Raw genomic sequence first — 23,496 nt, 5'->3', positions numbered from 1 at the left:
AGAAAACCTTTCATGTGGGGAAGGTTTTTTAATTTGCCTTGAAGTTGATCGATGTTGAATGTATTGAAAGAAGGAGCATATCGATGGTAGAAGAAATCGAAATTGGTAAAGAGTGGTATGTAATCCATACATACGCTGGCTATGAAAATAAAGTGAAACAAAACTTGGAAATGCGTATTACTTCAATGGATATGGAAGATTACATTTACCGTGTAATCGTGCCTGAAGAAGAGCATGTAGAGAAAACGAAATCAGGTAAAGAGAAGATTGTTAAGATTAAAAACTTTCCAGGTTATGTATTAGTTGAGATGATCATGTCAGATGAAGCCTGGTTCGTTGTACGTAATACACCAGGTGTTACAGGGTTCTTAGGTTCTCACGGGCAAGGTTCAAAACCGACACCATTATTGCCTGATGAAGTACGTAATATCTTATCAAGCCTTGGTGAAGGTGGCCGTAACCGTGATATCTCATTCGATATCGATGAAGTGGTTAAGGTTATCGACGGTGCCTTTGATGGTATGGAAGGTCGCGTACAAGAGATTGATGCAGAACATGGCAAATTGAAACTGACTGTTGAAATGTTTGGACGTGAAACATTAGCAGAAGTAGACTACGACCAAGTAGATAAATTCTAATTTGCGATATTTTTCAAATCATAGTTGAGGTAAAATAAACCATAGTTAAATGAATAAATAGCGGGTAAAGATTCTTAAACAAAATCCTTACCCGCTATTTTTCTCTATTAATCAATATTCATTTTCTAATTGTTTATTTTTTATCCTTCCAGCGGTAAAGATACATGTAATTTAAAATATCGTACAATATATAACCGGAAATTACCGCATGCATAAAGGGGAATGTGTATAGTGAACAAAAACTACCATTAAAACGTAAAGCGTTAGAGAAGAGGCGAATGAGAAACCGTAGATGCACAAAAAATCAGTTGCTTTTATGGGCAACTGATTTTTTCTATTTATATTATGTAGATTTTAATCGTTTAAGTTCACGATGTCTGCATCTTCTGTATAAATAACGCGTTCGCATAGGTTTGTCGCATAATCACCGATACGTTCGATATCATGTAAAATGGCATTAATCGCTGAACCTGTTTGAACAGTTTCGGGTTGATTCTGCATGATCACTAAAATTTGATCGACAAGTTCTCTAAAAGCACTGTCTACTTCGTCATCCATAGCAGCGATTTCTTTAGCGCGTTCGACGTTATGTTGGCTAAAGGCATCAATTGCTTGTCCAAGCATGTTTTTCGCTAACTCACCTACGGCAAAAACATCATCCATAACTGAATCAAATGGTGCTAAGTTTTCAACACGTAAAATACCTTTCGCTACGGATACTGCGTGGTCGGCTACGCGCTCTAGGTCAGAACTTGAAGCAAATACTGACAGAATCATACGTAGGTCTGTACCGATTGGTTGTTGACGAGCGATTATACGCATTACATAAAATTCGATTTCTTTCTCTAGCTTGTTAATCTCAGCATCGCTCTCAATGACAGTTTGTGCGCCACTGTGGTCATTGGTTTTTAATGCTTGGAAAGCTCGTTCTAACATAGCCGCCGTACCAAATCCGAGTTTTGCGTGCATACCCTCCAAAGTCTTTAGTTGGTCATCGTAAAATTTTCTTACTGGACGTTCCATCATTATCACTCCTTTGCAATGTACTTTTCCTCTATTAAGGATACAGTTTACCATATTTTGTTGGTCTTGTCACTTAATAAATATTGTAAACTAGGCAATGTAAACCTTTACAATATGTTTACAAAAATAAACTTAAAGATTATATAGCAATTTTTCAAAAAAGGCTTGCAATTACGACTTTTATGTGGTTAAATAGGATATTGTGTGTAGACACATGAAGTGGGAGGAGGAATCTTAACTCCATTAAACCACAACGCGAAAAACAAGGAGGAATGTTTCGTGGCTAAAAAAGTACAACAAATCGTTAAATTACAAATTGAAGCTGGTAAAGCAAGTCCAGCTCCTCCAGTAGGTCCTGCATTAGGTCAAGCTGGTGTGAACATCATGGGATTCACTAAAGAATTCAATGCGCGTACACAAGATCAAATGGGTATGATTATCCCTGTAGTGATCACTGTATTCGAAGACCGTTCATTCACATTTATCACTAAGACACCACCTGCTGCAGTATTATTGAAAAAAGCTGCTGGCGTGGCTAAAGGTTCTGGCGAACCTAACAAAAATAAAGTCGCTACAGTAACTCGCGACCAAGTTCGTGAAATTGCAGAAACAAAAATGGAAGACTTGAACGCTGCAGATGTAGAAGCTGCTATGCGTATGGTTGAAGGTACTGCACGTTCAATGGGCTTTGTAGTAGAAGGCTAATTGTCACACTGTAATACATGAAACCCGTACGCCACAAATCAATTGCGATTTGTGAGTGGGAGGATTATCCGCTAAAACCACATAGGAGGAATATATATAATGGCTAAACAAACAAAAAACCAAAAAGCTGTTTTCGAAAAAATCGAAAAAAATAAAAAATATGCTTTATCTGAAGCAATTGAATTGTTAAAAGAAGTAGACTACGCTAAATTTGATGGATCAGTTGAAGTTGCATACCGTTTAGGTATCGACACTAAGAAAAATGACCAACAAATCCGTGGTGCTATGGTATTACCTAACGGTACTGGTAAAGACCAAACTGTATTGGTTTTTGCTAAAGGTGAAAAAGCGCAAGAAGCTAAAGACGCTGGTGCTGACTACGTTGGTGATGACGAGTTCATCCAAAAAATCCAAGGTGGCTGGTTCGACTTCGACGTGATCGTTGCGACGCCAGACATGATGGGTCAAATTGGTCGTTTAGGTCGTGTATTAGGTCCTAAAGGCTTAATGCCTAACCCTAAAACTGGTACTGTAACACAAGATGTTACTAAAGCAGTTCAAGACATCAAAGCTGGTCAAGTTGCTTACCGTGCTGATAGCGCTGGTAACTTACACTTACCTGTTGGTAAAGTATCATTTACTACAGATGCATTAGCTGAAAACGTAAAAGCTGTTCAAGAAATGGTATTACGTGTGAAACCTGCATCTTCTAAAGGTACATACATCAAGAACTTAGCAATTACATCTACTATGGGTCCTGGTATCCAAGTTGATGTTTCATCAATCTAAGATTAATTAAAAATAATACTTGACCCACTTATGCTATTCTGTTAGTATAAGTGAGGTTATTTATATAGCTTACCGAAGACAGTTGGTGGCATTGCCTTAATTTTGCCAACCGAGGGAGATACGTTGTTCACTACTAGATGGTGAACTTTATCCTCTATGTCTTCAGTGACATAGAGTTTTTTTATTTAAAAAACTCTAATAAAATCAGTGGAGGTGAAATATAAGTGAGTGAACAAGCAATTGCTAAAAAACAACAAGAAGTAAATGAAGTCGTTGAGAAAATGAACGCTGCAAATTCTTTAGTTGTGGTTGACTACTTAGGATTATCAGTAGCAGAAGTGACTGAATTACGTAAACAATTACGTGAAGCGGGCGTTGAGTTTAAAGTTATTAAAAACACAATCATGCGTCGTGCTTTAGATTCTCAAGAGTTCGAATACCATGAAGAAGTTTTCCAAGGACCTACAGCTGTAGCGTTTGGTATGGAAGACGCAGTTGCCCCAGCTAAGATTCTTTCTGATTTTGCTAAAAAAGCAGAAGCATTAGAACTTAAAGGTGGTATCTTAGAAGGTAAAGTACTTTCTAAAGAAGAAATTCAACAAATTGCGAAATTGCCAAACCGCGAAGGTTTACTTTCAATGCTATTATCAGTATTGCAAGCTCCTGTCCGCAACGTGGCATACGCTGTCAAAGCTGTTGCAGATGCAAAAGACGAAGACGCAGCGTAATTTATTACCAATTTAATCATACAAAACAAACTATTTAAAAACGGAGGAATTTTATAATGGCTTTAAACATTGAACAAATCATTGCTGATTTAAAAGAATCAACAATTTTAGAATTAGCTGACTTAGTATCAGCAATCGAAGAAGAATTTGGCGTATCTGCTGCTGCTCCTGTAGCTGCTGCTGGTGCTGCTGCTGGTGAAGGTGCTGAAGAAAAAACTGAATTTGACGTAGAATTAACTTCTGCTGGTTCAGCTAAAATTAAAGTAATCAAAGCTGTACGTGAAGCTACTGGTTTAGGCTTGAAAGAAGCTAAAGCATTAGTAGACGGCGCTCCAGCGATCGTTAAAGAAGCATTACCTGCTGAAGAAGCAGAAGCTTTAAAAGCTGCTATCGAAGAAGCTGGCGGTACTGCAGAAGTAAAATAATCTTTAACAGATTATCTTATGATGTATATGAGGGGAGTTCGGAATTATCCGAGCTTCTCTTTTTTTCACCATTATTATTAGACTGCATCCGATTTTTGGGTGTGGTCTTTTTTTCTTGCTAGAATCAGTGTGCCTGGTTTTCTAGATCAACTAGCTTGGCAAGGGAGCGTCATTTTTCAAAAAATCTCGGTGAATTAGACTAGACGTTTATGTATTTTTAGGTTAAACTAAAAATATAATTAACAAAAGCTAAGGGTGAGCCTAGTGGTTACCCCTTGAATATTGAAGATAGGAGTGAAGAATTCAAATGAAGAAGATTTGGACATTACTGAGTGTAATGGTTGTGGCCCTAATCTTGGGTGCATGCGCGAGTGGCAGAGACTCAGCTAGTGACCGTGGCGATGTTGCAGATGAAAAACCTGTTGTCACAGTATCCACCTCTTTTCTACGGGATATGGTAGAACAATTGGCGAGAGACCAAGTGACGGTTGAAACGATTATTCCAGCGGGCGAGGACCCTCATGGCTACTTAGCACGTCCTGATGACTTAAAGAAAATCCAAGGGGCAGACTTAGTTTTATACCACGGTTTACACTTAGAGGCGCAAATGGTTAAAGCCTTGGAAGCGACAGGTGTGGCGGTGACGAAAGATTTCACTGAAGAAGATTTAACGATGGTCAACCAAGACGGGGAAAGTGAAGTAGACCCGCATTTCTGGTTTGATATCACTCTTTACCAAAAAGCAGTGGATACAGTAGCAGCTGAATTGGTGTCTTTAACTGGTGACGAGTCGATTAACGACGCGGCGATGGCTTATAAGGAAGAGTTAACTGAACTGGATATTTGGGCGCAAGCTGAAATTGATTCGATCCCAGAAGGTCAACGTTACTTAATTACACCACATGATGCCTTTAACTACTTCTCACAACGTTACGGAATTGAAGTAGTGGCACCACAAGGGATTTCAACGCAATCTGAAGCGTCCAACGCAGATATTTCAGCTATTGCAAGCTTTATTGTAGAAAACGAAGTGCCAGCAATCTTTGCGGAATCAACAACTGACCCAACGCGTATGCAACGTATCCAAGAAGCAGTAAGTGCTGATAGTGGCGAAGTGACAGTTGTTTCCGGTGAAGGACAAGAATTGTTCTCAGATTCACTTGCGAGTGAGGGACAAGAGGGCGATACCTATATTGATATGCTTAAACATAATGTGAACTTAATTGTATCAAATCTTAAATAGATAAGATTTAATTAGATAAATTTTGATGATGATGGAATGAGAGGATGACAGAGAAGATGCCAGCAATAATTAAAGTGGAGGACTTGGCCATGTCTTATGACGACCAACTCGTATTAGAGGATATAAACATTGCCATTAAGGCAAATTCGAAGACGGCAATAATCGGGCCAAATGGTGCCGGTAAGTCGACTTTGTTGAATTGTATGCTTGGTTTTTTGAAGCCCTTGAAAGGTGATGTAACCTTCTATGGTAAGGCATACAAGGACTATTACAAGAAAATCGCTTATGTACCCCAATCATCTTCGGTGAATTGGGACTTCCCAACAACGGTTTTAGATGTTGTTTTAATGGGACGGTATGTACATCAAGGCTTTTTCAAAAAGGCTAGCCAGGCAGATAAAGACCGGGCGCTTGCGGCCTTAGCGAGCGTCAATATGACTGACTACGCTGACCGGCAAATCGCTCAACTTTCTGGTGGGCAACGGCAACGGGTTTTCTTAGCTCGTGCCATCTGCCAGGATGCGGACATTTACTTTTTGGATGAACCAATGAAGGGGATTGATATTAAGACGGAGAAACTTTTCGTAGGGATTATTAACCAATTTCAACGCGACGGGAAGACCATTATTATTGTTCACCACGACTTGGCGACAGTCCGTGAGTACTTTGATCATGTCATTTTATTGAATAAGACAGTCATTGGCCAAGGTTCAGTTGCGGAAACCTTTAATGAAGACAATATTGCAGCGGCATATGATCAAAGGATTGGTGAGATTTATGGCCATATTAACTGATTTCTCCTTTCAAATCGTCTTACTGGGGACAGTCGTCCTAGCTATGGCATCAGGTGTCGTCGGGACAGTCACTGTCCTTAGAGGGCAGAGTTTGATTGGGGATGCGATTGGTCACGCTACCTTTGCGGGTATCGTTATCGCCTTTATGCTTTTTCAATCAAAGAATACCCTGATTTTAACCCTGGGTGCTTTGGTTGCAGGTATGGTGGCCTTCTACTTTATCGAGTTGATCCATAAGCATTCCTTGGTCAGTCTCAATTCGGCCTTGGCTTTAGTTTTGTCCTCTTTCTTTGGTTTGGGGATGGCTTTGAAGTCTTATATTCAAGGCAATCCGCAATTTGGTGACGCATCACAAGCAGGACTGCAACACTATATTTTCGGGCAGGCAGCCTTTTTGCTGAAATCAGATGTCTGGTTAATCATCATCGCTTCAGTGATCGCCTTAACGATATTCATCGCTTGCTACCAACAAATCAAGATTTTTGTCTTCGACCCGAATTACGCGAAGGCGATAGGCATCCAGGCTAACGTCTTGAACTGGGTCATTCTCCTAATGGCTATTGTCATGATCGTTGTCGGGCTAAAGGCAGTCGGCGCCATCCTCATCTCCAACATGTTGATCACACCAGCGATTACCGGCCTGCAATGGTCAAAAAGGTTCCCAGTGGTCTTGTTGGTAGCTGCTATATCTGGCGGAATTTCCGCTGGTATCGGGACCTACTTGTCATCAACCATCTCTAACCTACCAACCGGACCAACCATTATCGTGGTTATGTCGATCGTCTCGCTACTCTCTATTATTTTTGGGCCAAGAGGCTATGTGGTCGCTTATTTACGGAAGAAACGGTATTTAGCGACTCATCAAGATGACGCGTTTGAGACAGAGGAGGTGGCATAATGGGGGCTTTATCAGTTGTAATGGTTACGGCCGTTTCTTGCGCCTTGCTCGGTGTATTCCTAGTCTTGAAGAATATGGCTATGGTGGCTGACGCCTTGTCGCATACGGTTTTACTAGGTATTGTCCTTGGTTACTTTATTTCCGGCGACCTAGATTCACCCATCCTATTTGTTGGGGCAGCCCTATTTGGTGTGATGACTGTCTATGCCATTGAATACGTGGTCGACAAGTTTGCCATTCAAAGTGATGCGGCCACTGGCTTGGTATTTACCTTGCTTTTTGCCATTGCTATCATCCTGATTTCGAAATACGCGCGAAATGTTCACCTAGATGTGGATGTGGTCTTGAACGGGGAAGTGGTCTTTGCGACCTTAAATACTATGGAAATCTTTGGTATCCAGGTACCGATTTCCTTCGCCCGGATGTTTGTCATGTTGGTGATTAACCTAGCCTTTGTCGCAGTGACCTACCAACAACTCAAAGTCAGCATTTTTGACCCCATATACGCGAAGTCCATTGGTGTAGCAGTTGGGTTGTTGAATCTAGTCCTGATGACAATAGTATCCATCACCACCGTTGTCGCCTTCGATACCGTCGGTGCCATCCTGGTGATCTCCCTAATGGTTGCACCAGCCTTGAGTGCCCACTTACTGTCAAAACGGCTATCCATCATGTTGCTAGTGGCCTTATTATATGGGGTAATCAACAGTGTCCTTGGTTACTATGTAGCCATCTACTTCAACGTGTCCATTTCAGGAACCGTCGCCTTCGCAGGTTTCATGACCTTCTTATTGACGCTCTTGTTTGCACCAAACGGTTTAATTGGCAAGCGGTTCAAGCGGGCTAAGGAAGCCTAGATTTTGATTTAAAGAAAGTAAAAGTATATAAATCAGCGTCTTATTCAGTCTGCATGGTCTGAGTGGGGCGCTTTTTCTTTTTGACAAAAGTATCAAGCAGACTTTACCTACTTGCGCCTAGTCCCCACAAACTATAAAATGAGAGATGATAATGAACATTTATGAATATGAATGAAAATAGTAACGATATAGAACGGAGGGTGCTCATGAAAGAGAGTCATCAGTACTTCGAAAACAATGAAGATCTTGGACACGACTTTAAACAATACGAGACCGTGATTTTTGACCGGCCATTTACCTTCAAGACCGACTCAGGCGTCTTTTCTAGGGATAATTTAGATTTTGGGACCCGGGTCATGCTTGAAGCCTTGGATTTTGACCAACTTGCACCGGGAGACCTGCTTGATTTAGGCGCTGGTTACGGGCCTGTTGGTGTCATTATGGGGACTATGCTGCCTGACCGTGCCATTTATGGGGTAGATATCTCTGAGCGGGCGATTGGTCTGGCTAAGGACAACGCAGCAGCTAACCATGTCGACAACGTCACTTTTAGCGTTTCAAATGCCTATGAAGCCATTGGCAAAAGAGATTTCGGTGTCATTCTGACGAATCCACCAGTTCGCGCGGGTAAGGAAATGGTTCATCATTTTATGAGCGAAGCCATTCACTATTTAAAACCGGGTGGCGAAATTTATGTAGTTTTACAAAAGAAACAAGGGGCACCTTCAGCGATGAAGAAATTAGAAGAAGTTTTTGGTAACGCTGAAGAAATCGAACGCCGTAAAGGCTATTGGATTTTAAAAAGTGTAAAAGAAAGCGAATAGACCATCATGGTGGGCATTGCATCCTTTGGATGTAATGCTTTTTTATTTGGGTAGGAAAGTTTTCAAATAGAACAATGCTTGTACTTTTGTGAGTTTGTGAAATTAAGCCCTTTCATTTTTAGTCTAAAGGGGGTGTAGAAAGTTAACATAAAAATGTTCGATTTATGAAAACGCGTCAAATCAACCTTTTTAAGGAGTGTTTTTTGAAAATTTTCGGTGTGCATGTTACGGTAATATGGTGAGTTACGTCGCTTTTTGTAACAAAGTGTCAAAATAAAGGAGGATTATGATGACTACAGCAGTAAAAATTGAGAATTTAACCAAAATTTATGGATCGCGCGCTCAAACTGAGAAAGCGAAAAAACTATTAAATGAAGGAAAGTCTAAAGAAGAAATCGTTCAACAAACAGGTGCCACAGTCGGGGTCGACAACGCCAGTTTAGATATCAAGCAAGGTGAAACATTCGTAATCATGGGATTATCTGGTTCAGGTAAATCAACTATGTTACGTATGATCAACCGTTTAATCGAACCAACAGCGGGTAATATCACAATTTTAGGTGATGACGTGACAGGTGCTAATAAAGATGAATTGCGTGAAATCAGACGTAAAAAAGTGAGTATGGTATTCCAAAGCTTCGCCTTATTCCCACATAAAACAATTCTTGAAAATACAGAATTTGGTTTGGAGATTCAAGGTGTCAGCAAAGAAGAACGTCAAAAAGCTGCTGAAAAAGCACTAGAAAACTCTGGTCTATTAACTTTTAAAGACCAATATCCAAACCAATTATCTGGTGGTATGCAACAACGTGTTGGTTTAGCACGGGCCTTAGCAAATGACCCAGAAATCCTATTAATGGATGAAGCCTTCTCAGCGCTTGACCCATTAATCCGTCGTGACATGCAAGATGAGTTAGTTGATTTACAAGAACGTGTAAACAAAACAATCGTCTTCATTACCCATGACTTGGATGAAGCTTTAAGAATCGGTGACCGTATCGCCTTAATGAAAGACGGAGAAGTCGTTCAAGTAGGTACTGGTGAAGAAATCTTAACGAATCCAGCTAACGATTACGTTGAACGGTTTGTTGAAAGTGTTGACCGTTCTAAAGTCCTTACTGCAGAGCATGCTATGGAACGTCCAAACTTCTTATTAAATGTCGAGAAGCATGGTGCCAGAATGGCCCTACACCGTATGGAAGAAGAAAACTACAGCTTCCTAATGGTGACAAATAACAAACGTGAATTATTAGGTTACGTTCGTGACACTGATGTTGTCAAAATAATTAAAGGCAATCAAAATAAACAATACTTATCTGTTGAATCTATTATTCGTACAGACCACCCAACAGTTCATCCAGAAACATCTATTAATGATATTTATGATGTGATGGGTAATGCATTTATGCCAATTTCAGTAGTAGATGAGGAAAACCACTTATTAGGAATGGTAAGCTCTAAGATGGTTATCAATAGTCTAGCAAATGACAATGGTGATAATGAAGTTGAAGAGGAGGAAGAATTGAATGTTTAATTTAGCTATGTATCCCATCCCAAAACTGCCAGTGGCGGATTGGGTTGAAGCAGCAACAAACTGGTTAACCGTAACTCTATCAGGACTTTTTGGTGCCATTCAAAATGGCGGTTCAGCCTTTATGAACGGTATTACTAACTTACTGTTAATAATCCCCCCATTTGCCTTTATACTAATTGTGGCCGTGATTGCTTACTTTGTGAATAAGAAGCAACTGTCATTATCTGCCTTTGCTTTGGTCGGTTTAGGTTATATCTTAAACCAAGGTTTATGGTCAGAATTAATGAACACAGTAACATTGGTACTTGTATCAAGTCTTGTTTCGGTTATTATCGGTGTTCCTTTAGGAATTTGGTCTGCAAAAAATAAAACTGTACACAATATCCTAAAACCTATCTTGGACTTCATGCAAACAATGCCTGCCTTTGTATACTTGATTCCAGCCGTTGCTTTCTTCGGTATTGGTATCGTACCAGGAACGTTCGCGTCAGTTATTTTTGCATTACCACCAACAGTACGATTTACTGAGTTAGGTATCAAACAAATTTCCACTGAATTAGTAGAAGCAGCAGATGCCTTTGGCTCAACTGGTAAACAAAAACTATTCAAAGTAGAATTACCTTTAGCAAAATCGACAATTATGGCTGGTGTAAACCAAACAGTTATGCTTGCTTTATCTATGGTTGTCACAGCGTCAATGATTGGTGCACCAGGTCTAGGTCGCCAAGTATTAACAGCTCTACAACGTGCCTCAGTAGGTTCAGGATTTGTGTCAGGTCTAGCAATTGTTATCTTAGCAATCTTGATTGACCGCTTAACAAACCGTTTCACAGCTGATAAGAATAGCTAATTTAAAGAAAGGAGAATCCATTTTGAAGAAGAAACTTAAGGGTATCTGGATTGCAGTCATTGCAATCTTGGGATTAGTTCTTACTTTCGGGAGTGCAGATGCTTACAGTTCAAATGCTTTTAACCTTATTTCTGTTGGAACTAAAGGAAACATTAATTTATCTTACGTAACATGGGATACTGAAATTGCTTCTACAAATGTTATCGCAGAAGTTTTACGTCAAGCAGGCTATACAGTAGAAACTACGCCATTAGATAATGCCATTATGTGGTCATCAGTTGCGTCAAATGAAGCCGATGCGATGGTTGGTGCTTGGTTACCAAATACGCACGCACCTCAATATGAACAATACGGTGATCAAATGGAGGACTTAGGTCCAAACTTAGAGGGTGCGATTACAGGTTTAACCGTACCAACTTACATGGAAGATGTTAATTCAATCGAAGACCTTAGTGATCAAGCCAATAAAACCATTACAGGTATTGAACCTGGTGCGGGTGTTGTAGCGGCTGCAGAAAATGCAGTAGGTACATACAGCAACCTAAGTGATTGGACAGTTCAAACATCATCTTCAGGTGCGATGACCACTGAATTAGGGACATCTATTGCGAATGAAAAAGAAATCGTTATTACCGGTTGGTCACCACACTGGATGTTCCAAGAGTACGACTTGAAATATCTAGAAGATACTGAAGGGGTCTTTGGAGACGGTGAAACAATCAATACAATGGTTCGCCAAGGATTAGAAGAAGACATGCCAGAAGCTTACCAAATCTTAGACAATTTCCACTGGGAAGTTGCAGATATGGAGTCTGTAATGTCAGAGATTAACAATGGTACAGATCCGCAATCTGCAGCCCAAGCATGGATTGAAGAGAACCAAGAAACAGTTGATCAATGGTTGGCTGTTGAAGAATAATTGAATAAAAGCTTGACAATGCTGTTCGTGATAATTAATGAACAGTAACGTCTCAACGAGCTTATAACAGGAGTGAGGCACTAATAGCCCCTCCTGTTTTTTTTTATAAAAAGTAAGCAGTCGAACATTTGTAACTAAGGAAGATTATTTTCGGGAGTGTAAAAATGTTTAAGAAAATTAGTTTAGTCGTAGCAATTATTGTTGGGTTATTATTTACCTTTGGCAGTGAAGATTCGTATAAAACGACTGTAGGTTCTGATTCTGGTGGCCAAACAGTGACTCTAGCAACTGTGAATTGGGAGTCTGAAATAGCTTCAACAAATGTCCTGGCACAGGTGCTAAAAGAAGCAGGATTCAACGTACAAATTACAACAGTAGACCCAGCCATCATGTTTAGTTCGGTTGCTGAAGGACAGTCGGATGCTATGGTCGGCGGTTGGGTGCCTACAACGCACCAGGCCTATGCAGAGAAATATGGTGACTCGATGGTTGATTTAGGGGCTAACCTAGAAGGTGCTATTTCAGCATTAACTGTTCCAGCATATATGGAAGATATCAATTCGATTACCGACCTCACGGATGAAAATGACTCGACTATTACAGCAATTGAACCAGGGGCAGGTGTTACCAACAGTGCCCAAAATGCTGTTAAGGAGTATGACAATCTATCCGATTGGGAGGTTTCTGTGAGTTCAACAGGTGCAATGATTGCTGAATTAGAGCAAGCTATCAATAATGAAGAGGATATAGTTGTGGTTGGTTGGAAGCCACATTGGATGTTCATGGATTATGATCTTAAGATGCTTGACGATCCAGAAAATGTCTTTGGTGGCTACGAGGAAATTCATTCATACGCAAGAGAAGGGCTAAAGGAAGATAATCCAGAAGCCTATAAGATTATTGATAACTTCTACTGGGAAGTTGAAGATATGTCTTCTGTTATGGAAGAATTAGCGACAGATGTAGAACCAGAAGAAGCAGCAGATAATTGGATCGAAGCCAATCGTGAAACCGTTGATGGTTGGTTAGAGTAAAAATTAGAGGTATGACAAAAGTCGCTAAGATTCGACGCGCTGGACCAAAAGGCGAACAATTACTGTTAAGTAATTGGCGTATTTAGAGAAGTATCGGAAGCGTTTGACTTTTGGAACCGGATATCATGAGCTACATAATAGAAGAAAAGACAGGCGAGTAGATTAAATGAGAGTCTACCGCCTGTCTTTTATTTGTTATAAAGAATGTTATATATCTGTGGTGAAAAAGTGGTTTTCGTTTGGATTAGAAAATCATTGTGTCTGCGCCGTAAGGTTGACCTTGTGCTTCTTGCGCTAGGACATTTAAGAAGTTCCAAGGACGGTTGAATTCTGGTTGGAAGAAGAAATCAGCTTGTGCTAATTGGTCTACAGTCCATTCAGCTTCAATCGCAACAGATACAGCATTAATAGCTTGAAGAATGTCGTAAGTTGACATTAATTGAGCACCTAATACGCGACCGTTATCTGCATCATAGTGAAGTTTCATTAATACTTTTTCTTCGTCATGCATAAATGAAGGACGGATTAAGTCTTCTTTGTAAACAGATTTCACGTTGCCCTTGTATGAGCTAGCGTTAGCATCTTTGATACCAGTAGTTGCGAATTTGTAGTCAAATACAGCAAGACCTGATGTACCGTTTACGCGACCAATTTTAGCGTCTGTATCACCACTTGCGTGACGAGCCATGATGACACCTTGGCGACGAGCATTAGTTGCTAAAGCAATGTAAGCTTTCTCGTTTGTTGGTGCAAAAGGAATGGCAGTTGCATCACCGGCAGCGTAAACATCTTTAACTGAAGTTTCCATGTGCTCATTGACTTCAATAAAGCCACGACCATCAAGGGTTAACGTGTCTTTCAACCATTGTGTATTTGGACGAACACCAACACTGATAACAACTGTATCGGCTTCGTAAGTTCCTTTATCTGTTACAACAGCAGTTACTTCGTTGTTTTCGTTAACTTTAAATTCTTTCACGCCTTCGCCAGTTTTAATCTTCATACCTTTGTCTTCCATATGTTTTGTTAGAAGATCAGTGAATTCACTGTCAAGATAAGTTGGTAAGATTGAGTCTACGAAGTCAACAACTGTAACATCAATACCAGCTTGTGCATAAGCAACTGCTACTTCGATACCGATGTATCCTGCACCAACAACAACGGCTTTTTTAGCTGATGCCATACGGTTTTTCACTTTATCTGCCCAGTTTCTACCACGTAAGTAGAAGATGTTTTCGTGTTGGTCATCTACATTAGGGATAGTTCCTGGCACGCCACCTGGAGAAAGTAATAATTTGTCATAACTTTCTGTTGCTTCTTCACCATTAGCATTTCGTGTAGTGATTTCCTTAGTATCAGGGTTGATGGCAATAACGCTTGTGTTCATGCGGATGTCAACGCCTTGTTCTTTATAAGATGCTTCATTTGCGTAGTGTAATTCATCCAAAGATTTTGCAATGTCTTCTAGATAGGACTGAATACCACATGACAAGAAAGAAGCGGTTGATCCAGCTTCAAATACAACGATTTCTGCATCTGAGTCTTTTTTCAATAGAGTTTGCACAGCTTCAAAACCAGCATGTGAAGTTCCTACTATAACGTATTTCATTCGTATTACCTCCAAAGGTCAATGTTTGTCGTAAGCACCGCCTGCTTACATCATACATTATACAACTAATTGTGAAAAAAATCGAAAATTTGCATATTTGACAATTTTTCTTACTTTTAGGAACAATTATGTACAAAAGTATACAAATAACATATATTTCGGCTCCATTTCCATAGACCAGGATAGCTAACATTTAACTAGCAAAAATGATTGACAATTTATAGGAAAGGTGTATAATGAAATCTGTATATTATTAATTGGATTGGAACGTTCCGAAATATTGTCCGGACGCGTTTCTAGGCGAAAACAAAAGGTAATGACAGGAAAGTCAAATAATCTTTTGTTATTTTTTTGCCCTTTTTTAGGGTAAAAAGGCCTTAATGGGTAATTTCTTAGCAAATTCTCATTAAATTCTAACAGTTTAAATTTCGGAGAGGTGGCTTTTAATGACTGGGCATAATGTCAATTTCGGTAAACATCGCGTTCGCCGCAGTTACTCACGTATTAATGAAGTGCTAGAATTGCCAAACTTGATTGAAATCCAAACGGACTCATACAAATGGTTCTTGGATCAAGGGATGAAAGAAATGTTTGAGGACATTTCTCCTATTGAAGATCATGCTGGTAAATTAGCCTTAGAATTTGTTGATTATTCATTTAAAGAAGCTAAATACAACTTAGCAGAAGCGCGTGCACATGACACAAACTACTCAGCGCCAATTTATGTTAAATTGCGCTTAATGAACAAAGAAACTGGTGAAATCAAGGATCAAGAAGTGTTCTTCGGTGATTTCCCACTAATGACTGATGGTGGTACGTTTATCATCAACGGTGCGGAACGTGTAATCGTTTCTCAGTTAGTGCGTTCTCCAGGTGTCTACTTCCACGACAAATTAGATAAAAATGGTCGCCAATCTTTTGGTACCACTGTAATCCCTAACCGTGGTGCATGGTTAGAAATGGAAACAGATGCGAAAAACATCTCTTATGTACGTATTGACCGTACACGTAAAGTGCCAATGTCAGTATTGATGCGTGCATTAGGTTTCTCTTCTGATGACCAAATTCGTGAAATCTTCGGAGAAAGCGAAACATTAGAATTAACTTTAGAAAAAGATGTCCACAAAGACTTATCTGATTCTCGTACAGAAGAAGCCTTAAAAGAAATTTACGAACGTCTACGTCCAGGTGAACCAAAGACTGCAGACTCATCTCGTAACCTACTAACTGCTCGTTTCTTTGACCCACGTCGCTATGACTTAGCAGCTGTTGGTCGTTACAAAGTAAACAAAAAATTAGATATCAAAAACCGCTTATTCAACCAAATCTTGGCTGAAACTTTGGTTGACCCAGAAACTGGTGAAATCTTAGCAGATAAAGGTACTGAATTAAACCGCGAAATCATGGACAAATTAGAGCCATATTTTGAAAATGGTTTAAACGTGACAACATTGTATCCAAATGACGATGCTGTCCTAACAGAACCTGTTGATTTACAAATCGTTAAAATCCAAGCACCTAAAGATGCTGACCGTGTAATCAACGTTATTGGTAACGCGAGCCCAGGTAAAGAAGCTCGAGCCTTAACAATTGCTGACGTGTTAGCTTCATTAAACTACTTCTTAGGTTTATATGAAGGTATTGGTAAAACAGACGACATCGACCATTTAGGTAACCGTCGTATCCGTTCAGTTGGTGAATTATTACAAAACCAATTCCGTATCGGTTTATCTCGTATGGAACGTGTTGTACGTGAACGTATGTCTATCCAAGACATTGAAAAAGTAACGCCACAACAATTAATCAACATTCGTCCAGTCGTTGCGTCAATTAAAGAGTTCTTCGGTTCTTCTCAATTGTCTCAATTCATGGACCAAACCAACCCATTAGGTGAGTTGACGCACAAACGTCGTCTATCTGCCTTAGGACCTGGTGGTTTGACTCGTGACCGTGCCGGATACGAAGTTCGTGACGTTCACTACTCTCACTATGGTCGTATGTGTCCAATCGAAACACCTGAGGGACCTAACATCGGGTTGATCAACAACTTGGCGTCATATGCGAAAATCAATGAATTTGGTTTCATTGAAACACCGTACCGTCGTGTTGACTGGAACACACATAAAGTAACAGACCGTATCGACTACTTAACAGCTGACGAAGAAGATAATTTCGTTATCGCCCAAGGTAACTCTATCTTAAATGAGGACGGTTCATTCGCAGAAGAAGTTGTTATGGCTCGTTACGTTGAAGAAAATATCGAAGTGAAACCTGAACGTGTAGACTACATGGACGTTTCACCTAAACAGGTAGTATCTGTTGCAACAGCTTCAATTCCTTTCTTAGAAAACGATGACTCTAACCGTGCCTTGATGGGTGCCAACATGCAACGTCAAGCTGTGCCATTGTTACAACCACATGCACCACTAGTTGGTACTGGTATGGAACATAAAGCTGCAGCTGACTCCGGTGCAGCAGTCATTGCCCAATTTGATGGTGTTGTTGAATACGTTGATGCACGTGAAATCCGTGTACGCCGTGAAGATGGTGCTTTAGATAAGTACCCATTAATCAAATACCACCGTTCAAATGCCTCAGCATCTTACAACCAAACACCTAACGTGACTATTGGCGAATCTGTTACAGCTGGCGAAATCCTAGCTAACGGACCTTCAATGGAAAAAGGGGAAATGGCTTTAGGCCAAAACCCATTAATCGCCTTCATGACTTGGGACGGCTATAACTACGAGGATGCGGTTATCATGTCTGAACGCTTAGTGAAAGACGATGTCTACACTTCTATTCATATCGATGAATTAGAATCTGAAGCGCGTGACACTAAATTAGGACCTGAAGAAATCACACGTGAAATTCCTAACGTTGGTGAAGATTCATTACGTAACCTTGACGAACGCGGAATTATTCGTATCGGTGCTGAAGTTAAAGATGGTGACATCTTAGTTGGTAAAGTAACGCCTAAAGGTGTAACTGAATTATCAGCAGAAGAGCACTTATTACACGCTATCTTCGGTGAAAAAGCACGTGAAGTTCGTGATACATCATTACGCGTTCCACATGGTGGCGGCGGTATCGTTAACGACGTGAAAGTATTCTACCGTGAAAACGGCGACGAATTATCACCAGGTGTTTCTATGTTAGTCCGTGTTTACATTATCCAAAAACGTAAGATCCAAGTTGGGGATAAAATGGCCGGACGTCATGGTAACAAAGGGGTTGTGTCTCGTATTTTACCTCAAGAAGACATGCCTTACATGCCTGACGGAACACCAGTTGATATCATGTTGAACCCTCTAGGGGTACCTTCTCGTATGAACATCGGACAAGTATTAGAGTTGCATTTAGGTATGGCCGCACGCGAAATGGGCATCCACATTGCAACACCAGTATTTGACGGTGCCAACGAAGAAGACGTATGGGAAACAATCAAAGAAGCAGGTATGGCAAGCGACGCTAAAACTGTTCTTTACGATGGTCGTACCGGTGAACCATTCGACAACCGCGTTTCTGTAGGGGTAATGTACTACTTGAAACTGTCTCACATGGTCGACGACAAATTACATGCGCGTTCAACAGGTCCTTACTCACTTGTTACACAACAACCTTTGGGTGGTAAAGCACAATTTGGTGGACAACGTTTCGGTGAGATGGAGGTTTGGGCACTAGAAGCATATGGTGCGGCATACACATTACAAGAAATCTTGACTTACAAGTCAGATGACGTTGTAGGACGTGTACAAACATACGAAGCTATCGTTAAAGGTGAACCAATTCCAAAACCAGGTGTACCTGAATCATTCCGTGTATTAGTTAAAGAGTTGCAATCATTAGGTCTAGACATTGAAGTATTAGACTCTGATAAGAAAGCAGTAGATTTACGCGACATGGATGAAGTAACACCGGGCTTCCCTAAAAAAGATCAAGAAAACAAAGAAAATGCAGTTGATGCAGATGCAACTGTTGAATCACAAGCAAGTGAAATCACTGCACAAAAACAAGTAAACGAATAATTTGGGCAAATTAGATAAGGGAGGTTGGCCCCTTGGTAGATGTAAATAGATTTGAAAGCATGCGTATCGGGTTAGCTTCACCAGACAAGATCAGATCATGGTCTTACGGTGAGGTTAAGAAACCCGAAACCATCAACTACCGTACACTTAAATCAGAAAAAGAAGGTCTATTCGATGAAAGAATCTTTGGACCTTCTAAAGACTGGGAATGTTCTTGTGGTAAATACAAGGGCATTCGCTATGCTGGTGTTGTCTGTGACCGTTGTGGCGTTGAAGTTACACGTTCTAAAGTACGTCGTGAACGTATGGGTCACATTGAATTAGCGACACCTGTAACACATATTTGGTACTTCAAAGGTATCCCATCTCGTATGGGCTTGATGTTAGACATGAGCCCACGTTCGCTTGAAGAAGTTATCTACTTCGCATCTTACGTTGTAACAGATGCTGGTGATACGCCATTAGATTACAAACAATTGTTATCTGAAAAAGAGTACCGCGACAACAAACGCGAGTACGGCGAAGGTTTTAAAGCAGCAATGGGTGCTGATGCCATCAAGACCTTGTTATCACAAGTTCAAATTGATAGCGAAGTTATTGAATTAAAAGAAGAATTGAAAACAGCTAAAGGTCAAAAACGTACACGTGCAATTCGTCGTTTAGACGTTTTAGATGCTTTCCGTAAATCAGGTAACGATCCTGCGTGGATGGTAATGGATGTTATTCCAGTTATCCCACCAGAATTACGCCCAATGGTTCAATTAGATGGTGGCCGTTTCGCTACGTCTGACTTGAACGACTTGTACCGTCGTGTAATCAACCGTAACAACCGTTTGAAACGTCTATTAGACTTAAATGCACCAAATATTATCGTGCAAAATGAAAAACGTATGTTACAAGAAGCGGTTGATGCGCTATTCGATAACGGTCGTCGTGGTCGTCCAGTTACTGGTCCAGGTAACCGTCCATTGAAATCATTGTCACACATGCTTAAAGGGAAGCAAGGACGTTTCCGTCAAAACTTACTTGGAAAACGTGTTGACTACTCTGGTCGTTCAGTAATCGTTGTTGGTCCTTCATTGAAGATGTACCAAGCTGGTTTACCAAAAGAAATGGCCCTTGAATTATTCAAACCATTCTTAATGCGTGAATTAGTTGCCCGCGATATGGCAATCAACGTGAAACATGCAAAACGTAAAATCGAACATCACGATGAAGATGTTTGGGACGTTTTAGGCGAAATCATTCGTGAACATCCGGTTCTATTGAACCGCGCACCTACCTTACACCGTTTAGGTATCCAAGCCTTTGAACCGGTATTGGTTGAAGGTAAAGCAATCCGTCTTCACCCCCTTGTGTGTGAAGCTTACAATGCCGACTTTGATGGTGACCAAATGGCCGTCCATTTACCATTAGGTGAAGAAGCGCAAGCAGAGGCGCGTTTATTAATGCTAGCTGCTACGCATATCTTGAACCCTAAAGATGGTCAACCAGTTGTTACACCGTCTCAAGATATGGTCTTAGGTAACTACTACCTAACAATGGAAGAACCTGAAGTAATGGGTGAGGGTATGTTAATGTCTTCTATTAATGAAGCGCATATCGCCTACACTAACGGTTACGTGCAATTACATACACGAGTTGCCTTCCCAACAGATGCACTACCTAAAAAACCTTGGACTGAAAACCAAAAAGGTAAATTGATGGTGACAACTATCGGTAAATTATTCTTTAACGAGGTAATGCCTGAAGAGTTCCCATACATCAACGAACCAACAACTGAAAACTTAGAATCATCTCTATCTGACAAGTTCATCATGGAACCAGGTACAGACGTAAAAGAGTTCATCAGTCGTCAAGATATGGTTTCACCATTCAAGAAAAAATACTTAGCGCGTATCATCGCACAAGTATTTAAAGTATCTAAGATTACTGAAACTTCAATTATCTTGGATAAAATGAAAGACTTAGGTTTCAAACACTCTACACGTTCAGGTATTACCGTAGGTGTGGCAGATATTACAAACCTAGAATCAAAAGCGGCGTCTATCCAAAAAGGACATGACCGTGTTGACAAGATTACAAAACAGTACCGTCGTGGTTTGATTACAGACGACGAACGTTATGACCAAGTTATCGACACTTGGAACAAAGTAAAAGATGAAATCCAAATCGCCCTAATGAACTCACTTGATCAAGATAACCCATTCTTCATCATGTCCGATTCAGGCGCCCGTGGTAACATTTCTAACTTTACCCAACTTGCTGGTATGCGTGGTTTGATGGCTGGACCTAACGGTAAGATCATCGAGTTACCTATCTTGTCTAACTTCCGTGAAGGTTTGACCGTACAAGAAATGTTTATCTCGACTCACGGTGCCCGTAAAGGTATGACCGATACGGCCCTTAAGACAGCCGATTCAGGTTACTTGACTCGTCGTCTTGTTGACGTTGCCCAAGATGTCATCATTCGTGAAGCAGACTGTGGCACTGACCGTGGTTTAGCGATTGAAGCAATCAAGAATGGTAACGAAGTGATTGAAACACTTGAAGAACGTGTGACTGGCCGTTACTTACAAAAAGAAGTACGTCATCCAGAAACTGGCGAAATTATTGCGCATCACAACGAATTAATCGACGAACAAACTGCTCGCCGCATCGTTGAAGCTGGTATTGAGCAAGTAACGATTCGTTCAGCCTTCACATGTAACACTCGTCACGGTGTATGTAAACATTGTTACGGACGCGACCTATCTACTAACCAAGAGGTTGAAGTAGGGGAAGCAGTTGGTACAATTGCTGCACAATCTATCGGTGAGCCAGGTACACAGTTAACAATGCGTACATTCCATACTGGTGGGGTTGCCGGTGATGACATCACTCAAGGTCTTCCTCGTATCCAAGAGATTGTTGAAGCACGTCATCCAAAAGGTCGTGCCGTGATTACTGAGGTTGCTGGAGAAATTGAAGCAATCGAAGAAGACGAAGCAAGCCGTACGAAGACAGTATTTGTTAAAGGTATGACAGACTCTCGTGAGTATAAAGTACCTTATACAGCGCGTATGAGCGTTGCTGAAGGCGATACTGTTCACCGTGGACAACAATTAACAGAAGGTTCAATCGATCCTAAAGACTTACTACGTGTAACAAACACACTAACTGCTGAAACATACATGTTAGATGAAGTTCAACGTGTATACCGCTCTCAAGGGGTAGACATCAATGATAAACACGTGGAGGTTATGGTTCGTCAAATGCTACGTAAAGTACGTGTCCTTGACCCAGGTTCAACAGACTTGTTACCAGGTAAGTTAATGGATACTGCAGACTTTACAGATGCCAATACGGAAGCAATTCGTTCAGGTGAACTACCTGCAACAGCGCGTCCAGTATTATTAGGTATCACTAAGGCAGCCTTAGAAACTAACAGTTTCCTATCTGCAGCCTCATTCCAAGAAACAACTAAAGTCTTAACTGACGCGGCTATCCGTGGTAAAGAAGACCACTTACTTGGATTGAAAGAGAACGTTATTATCGGTAAGATCATCCCTGCAGGTACAGGTATGGCTCGTTACCGTGAAATGGAACCGAAAAAAATCGGTGACACGCAACAACTAATCTACGGCGAAGAAGCAGATGAAGATACTGAAATTAGCCAAATTGACTACTCAAGTATTCAAGAAAACTAATCCACCATTGTAGAAACGACAAATGAATATTCAGACGAGAAAAAATCCCTAGGCCAAATTGGTCTAGGGATTTTGTGTTTTATAGAGAGAAGATTTTGAAATTTACGACCGGGCCATTACTTTGAAGGCAATATAAGACCGGTCATCAAAGCTGACTTGGTCAGGGTTGACGCCTTTTGTAGAAATAAATTGGTCAATTAAATTCGGATCATTGTGAATAATTTCTTGCAGGTAAGTTTCAGTTTCTTCAAAAGTTGGTCGAATATCTGGATAACCATCTGATGTTAGGACAATTTCATCCCCAGCTTGAACAGGTATAGTTGTGATTAAGTTGCTTGGGATTTCCTGTCCGTTTAAAACCGAATAACCAAACCGTGTTTCAGCCTTGTTGGCAAATGTGTTTGAGGAAATTAAATAGGGCATAATGGCATTTCTGGCCTCTTGGCGATGGTTAGGGTTGATATGCAAGATGAGCGACCGGAAGGCGCTTAAAATATCATCAGAGGCCTTTGGTTGGGTATATAATTGCCCGTTTACACTAGCTTGGCAATCCCCAATTAGGTAGATACACTTGTGGAAATCAGAATAGAAAGCCATAGCAGCTTGAGGACCATGTTCGATTCGGTCTAGCGGGAAATCCACATGTGTATAAAACTTGTCCTCAAAAGATTGGTTAACACCTGAAATAACCGTTTCGATAGATGCTTGTGGATCTAATGTGGCTAAGAAATCCTGGATGATATTGGACGCTATTTTGCCAGTCTTCATGCCTTCATGGGTGAAATTCGACTTGGACGTTACCCCGTCTATAACAGCGATGAAGTGGTCATTTGTAAAAAGAGCGTCCTCGCATAAAGCTGGCTGGTCATATTTACCTTGGATGAAAGTGTGTTGAATTTGCAAATTCTC

At 40.6% G+C, this 23,496-nt stretch carries 16 protein-coding genes, 2 pseudogenes and 1 other annotated feature; of the genes and pseudogenes, 15 read left to right on the top strand and 3 right to left on the bottom strand.

The features are described 5' to 3' along the window. The first annotated feature begins 83 nt into the window (after positions 1-83). Positions 84-638, top strand: a complete 555-nt coding sequence (gene nusG, locus A6J77_RS03555; protein WP_083068271.1) for a transcription termination/antitermination protein NusG — start codon at positions 84-86, stop codon at positions 636-638. A 354-nt stretch (positions 639-992) separates the two neighbouring features. On the opposite strand, the gene phoU is transcribed toward nusG, so the two are convergent. After that, a complete protein-coding gene (gene phoU, locus A6J77_RS03550; protein ID WP_227645112.1) occupies positions 993-1,661 on the bottom strand; it encodes a phosphate signaling complex protein PhoU in 669 nt (222 codons plus the stop codon). A 279-nt stretch (positions 1,662-1,940) separates the two neighbouring features. On the opposite strand from phoU, the gene rplK reads away from it, so the two are divergent. The 12 genes and pseudogenes from rplK (at position 1,941) to A6J77_RS03485 (ending at position 13,261) form a co-directional block, all read left to right on the top strand. After that, positions 1,941-2,366 carry a 50S ribosomal protein L11 gene (gene rplK, locus A6J77_RS03545; protein ID WP_029315747.1) on the top strand — a complete coding sequence of 142 codons (426 nt, stop codon included), beginning with the start codon at positions 1,941-1,943 and terminating at the stop codon, positions 2,364-2,366. A 99-nt stretch (positions 2,367-2,465) separates the two neighbouring features. Next, positions 2,466-3,155: a 50S ribosomal protein L1 gene (gene rplA / locus A6J77_RS03540; RefSeq protein ID WP_003142595.1), complete on the top strand. Its 690-nt coding sequence runs from the start codon at positions 2,466-2,468 to the stop codon at positions 3,153-3,155. Positions 3,156-3,209: 54 nt separating this feature from the next. Beyond that, positions 3,210-3,347 (top strand) — a sequence feature (ribosomal protein L10 leader region). 32 nt (positions 3,348-3,379) lie between these two features. Continuing rightward, positions 3,380-3,883, top strand: coding sequence for a 50S ribosomal protein L10 (gene rplJ / locus A6J77_RS03535; RefSeq protein ID WP_083068268.1), 504 nt, complete (start codon positions 3,380-3,382; stop codon positions 3,881-3,883). Between the two features lie 56 nt (positions 3,884-3,939). Then, positions 3,940-4,308 (top strand): 50S ribosomal protein L7/L12, encoded by a 369-nt coding sequence (rplL, locus tag A6J77_RS03530; RefSeq protein WP_083068266.1) that lies wholly within the window; start codon positions 3,940-3,942, stop codon positions 4,306-4,308. 307 nt (positions 4,309-4,615) lie between these two features. Continuing rightward, the gene (locus tag A6J77_RS03525; protein WP_083068264.1) at positions 4,616-5,551 is read left to right on the top strand and encodes a metal ABC transporter solute-binding protein, Zn/Mn family; all 936 of its coding nucleotides are present in this window, start codon (positions 4,616-4,618) and stop codon (positions 5,549-5,551) included. A gap of 56 nt (positions 5,552-5,607) precedes the next feature. Continuing rightward, positions 5,608-6,345, top strand: coding sequence for a metal ABC transporter ATP-binding protein (locus A6J77_RS03520; protein ID WP_083068263.1), 738 nt, complete (start codon positions 5,608-5,610; stop codon positions 6,343-6,345). Further along, entirely contained in the window at positions 6,329-7,243 is a 915-nt protein-coding gene (locus A6J77_RS03515; RefSeq protein ID WP_083068261.1) for a metal ABC transporter permease, read from the top strand. The genes A6J77_RS03520 and A6J77_RS03515 overlap by 17 nt, the downstream gene beginning before the upstream one ends. After that, positions 7,243-8,100, top strand: coding sequence for a metal ABC transporter permease (locus A6J77_RS03510; protein ID WP_083068260.1), 858 nt, complete (start codon positions 7,243-7,245; stop codon positions 8,098-8,100). The genes A6J77_RS03515 and A6J77_RS03510 overlap by 1 nt, the downstream gene beginning before the upstream one ends. 206 nt (positions 8,101-8,306) lie before the next feature. Beyond that, a complete protein-coding gene (locus A6J77_RS03505) occupies positions 8,307-8,924 on the top strand; it encodes a class I SAM-dependent methyltransferase (protein ID WP_083068258.1) in 618 nt (205 codons plus the stop codon). Between the two features lie 289 nt (positions 8,925-9,213). Continuing rightward, complete coding sequence (locus tag A6J77_RS03500; RefSeq protein WP_016897314.1) at positions 9,214-10,458, top strand: quaternary amine ABC transporter ATP-binding protein; 1,245 nt, start codon at positions 9,214-9,216, stop codon at positions 10,456-10,458. A 7-nt stretch (positions 10,459-10,465) separates the two neighbouring features. Beyond that, positions 10,466-12,227, top strand: a pseudogene (locus A6J77_RS09405) (ABC transporter permease/substrate binding protein). A gap of 164 nt (positions 12,228-12,391) precedes the next feature. Next, positions 12,392-13,261, top strand: a complete 870-nt coding sequence (locus A6J77_RS03485) for a glycine betaine ABC transporter substrate-binding protein (protein ID WP_083068253.1) — start codon at positions 12,392-12,394, stop codon at positions 13,259-13,261. A gap of 244 nt (positions 13,262-13,505) precedes the next feature. On the opposite strand, the gene A6J77_RS03480 is transcribed toward A6J77_RS03485, so the two are convergent. Beyond that, positions 13,506-14,870 carry an FAD-dependent oxidoreductase gene (locus A6J77_RS03480; RefSeq protein WP_083068251.1) on the bottom strand — a complete coding sequence of 455 codons (1,365 nt, stop codon included), beginning with the start codon at positions 14,868-14,870 and terminating at the stop codon, positions 13,506-13,508. Positions 14,871-15,316: 446 nt separating this feature from the next. On the opposite strand from A6J77_RS03480, the pseudogene rpoB reads away from it, so the two are divergent. Beyond that, positions 15,317-18,782 (top strand): annotated as a pseudogene (gene rpoB / locus A6J77_RS03475) (DNA-directed RNA polymerase subunit beta); the annotation flags it as partial. A gap of 148 nt (positions 18,783-18,930) precedes the next feature. Then, positions 18,931-22,587: a DNA-directed RNA polymerase subunit beta' gene (gene rpoC, locus A6J77_RS03470; RefSeq protein WP_083068248.1), complete on the top strand. Its 3,657-nt coding sequence runs from the start codon at positions 18,931-18,933 to the stop codon at positions 22,585-22,587. A gap of 102 nt (positions 22,588-22,689) precedes the next feature. Here rpoC and A6J77_RS03465 read toward each other — a convergent pair whose 3' ends face one another. Continuing rightward, complete coding sequence (locus A6J77_RS03465; protein ID WP_083068246.1) at positions 22,690-23,490, bottom strand: hypothetical protein; 801 nt, start codon at positions 23,488-23,490, stop codon at positions 22,690-22,692. Positions 23,491-23,496: the final 6 nt, after the last annotated feature.

The sequence above is a fragment of the Aerococcus viridans genome, assembly GCF_002083135.2.
Taxonomy (GTDB): Bacteria; Bacillota; Bacilli; order Lactobacillales; family Aerococcaceae; genus Aerococcus; species Aerococcus viridans_C.
Note: the sequence above shows the minus strand (reverse complement) of the source record. Positions and strands in the feature narration are given on the sequence as shown.